Source organism: Spirochaetota bacterium (genome assembly GCA_025061835.1).
In the GTDB taxonomy this organism is placed as follows: Bacteria; Spirochaetota; Brevinematia; order DTOW01; family DTOW01; genus SKYB106.
The window spans coordinates 1-2,450 of record JANXAC010000042.1 but is presented as its reverse complement, the minus strand read 5'-3'; the positions used below and the strand labels follow the sequence as shown (position 1 = coordinate 2,450).

Genomic DNA, 2,450 nt, shown 5'->3' with positions numbered 1-2,450 from the left:
AAAAACGATGAAAAAACAATAAAAATACCGGTTATGTTTAAAATTATGTTTGTAAAACATAAAAACATTGTAATAATTGATCACTTTACAATAAGAAAAAAAAATAAAAAAATAATCACAGTGTATTGAGTTTTTATTTACTTTTAAGTTTCTAATTTTTTAACTTTGCAAGATCACAATTTAAAAACACTCTTAAAATCTGTTAGCAACAGATAACTCAAATTTAAAAAACATGATCTGTTGTATACTAATAGAGAAAAAAATGTCCCAGCTGTTGGGGGCAAAGAAATACAACAGCAAAAGGGAGGGCTTATGAAAGAAGTATTCGCGATCATGCAAATTTTCTTCAACATACTCCTATGGATGCTACAAGCAATATTTTACATCATAGAAGGGATCGTTTATCTCGTAAAACATTACTACATACCATTTGTTTATGCTAATACAGAGATAATAAAACTTTCAGGTGCAAGTTTTTTAGTTGTGGCACTGGCACATTTGATTTATTCCTTTTTTGTTAGGAAGTCAGAGGATAAGCTTACCATTAGAGGATGGGGTATCATAGCACTTATTGTTGGTGCTAGTTTGCTTTATTGCGGGCTGATAGTTCCTCCTCTTACAGTTTTCGTGTTCATTGCAACAGGAATATACGGTTTAGTTGCATATTTTGTGATGCCTAAGATACTTGACAAAAGTGTTAGTCAATGGATTGATAGAGATAACAATCCTGAGATAGTTGAGATGGTAGAGGAGATATCACAGAAAATGGGTATAACTCCACCCCAAAAGATAGGTATTACAAAACACAAAGGTTTAAATGCTTTTACTTATGGTCCAAGCAATAAGAACGCAAGAATAGTTATTCATGAAGACTTGTTGAAAGTGCTACCTAATTATGCTCTCAAGGGAGTGTTGGCACATGAACTTGGACACATAAAAAATGAAGACTTCAGACTAACATCTCTTATTATATTCATGCCTCAAGCCGCACTGACACTAATGCTACTAACATTCGCCATACCGCTATTTATTTTGTTACTACTAGTAATAGCATTGTTCTTTGTCCCATTTATGGGTTCTGATAGTAAGGACAAAGATGGATCTAATGCAATAGGTAGTGTGTTTATAGGCATATTTGCAATGGTGTATGTTATCTATCATATTGGTATATGGTCATTCTTGCTAGCGTTAATTGTAATTCCAACCTATCTATGGTATTGCAGGACAAGAGAGTATCTTGCCGACAAAAGAACAGTTGATGCCGGGCTAAGTCCTTTCTGTATCTCAGATGCACTGGTAATAATAAACTACTACACTTATGGTTACAACGAAAGACATAAATATGTTACAGAGAATAGCTCAAACATTGTAAAGCTTAATAATAATGATCCATTTGTATATTGCATGAAAGCTATAATGACACCTATACACAGATTATCAGTATCAAGCTATAATGGGATAGGGGCTGAAATCCATAAAAATATGGCTGAAAGAATATATACATACATTGTTTGGTTTTTTGAAAACTATCAGAACAAAAAAAGAAAATCTACATCATTTGAACTTGTAGGCGCGCGTTTCAAGGAATTAGTAGATCAAGGAATATTGATATACCCACCGGATTCTTATACAATTGTTTCTCCTCGTGAATATGATAAAAACATCATGCCTCCAAAACATCTTGAAAAAGGCGAGGAATATAATTTAAAATCATATATATACGACAGGATAAGAGAGGGTAGCATGAAACAGGCTGTTTCTGAGAAAATATTTTCAATACTATCAACGCACCCAACGGTACTGGCAAGAATAATTAACGTGATGAATGCGGAGAAGGAGAAGGGAAACGGCAAGAAAGGTTTCAGTTCCTAAAGGGGCTGGTTAGAAACCAGTGTATGTGAAAGGCACTTCTGTTTTCGTTTTGAAGAATGCTTCAATCCCTAAAGCGTAGGTGAAAACCTTCTTCTAATGGATTGGACAAGGAGCGTATCAACTCCTTAACATCGTCAGGAACAAACAAGTCATCAATGTCAACTCCAGCGACTAGAAGTTGTAATATTCCTGATACCATTCTAGGAGAATAGTTCTTTACCTTAGTCAAAATATCATAAACTGCCTCAGCCTTTTCTGTTATAATCTTTCTTGCTTTTGCTAAATCAACATTTTTGTCTCTTTCCTTGAGAGTTTTTAAGATTTCGTCAATGAATATGTATAGAATTTCGGGTTTAAAGGTCTTTCCTTTTCTGGGTCTTATTTTAAAAGGCTTCACTATTGAGTAGAAACTATAACTTATCCTCTTTTTGTTCTTTGCGTTATCTGTTGCTACAAAACTCACTCCCTCACTATCTTCTGAGTCTACAACAAAAACAAATATCTTGTTTCAATCCCTGAAAGGGTAGGTAAAAACAGGAAGTTATTGAGGAGGTGGTTGAAGGAACCATCTCTTGTTT

2 protein-coding genes are annotated in these 2,450 nt (G+C 34.2%); one reads left to right on the top strand and one right to left on the bottom strand.

Annotated features, from left to right (window positions below):
• Positions 1-312: 312 nt before the first annotated feature.
• A complete protein-coding gene (locus NZ579_08125; GenBank protein MCS7299902.1) occupies positions 313-1,872 on the top strand; it encodes a M48 family metalloprotease in 1,560 nt (519 codons plus the stop codon).
• Between the two features lie 61 nt (positions 1,873-1,933).
• Here the strand turns inward: NZ579_08125 and NZ579_08120 are convergent, their stop codons facing one another.
• A complete protein-coding gene (locus NZ579_08120) occupies positions 1,934-2,335 on the bottom strand; it encodes a hypothetical protein (protein MCS7299901.1) in 402 nt (133 codons plus the stop codon).
• Between the last annotated feature and the right edge of the window lie 115 nt (positions 2,336-2,450).

Bases quoted from the DNA above. Each gene is read 5' to 3' on its own strand.
- NZ579_08125 (MCS7299902.1), top strand. From the start codon at position 313: ATGAAAGAAGTATTCGCGATCATGCAAATTTTCTTCAACATACTCCTA.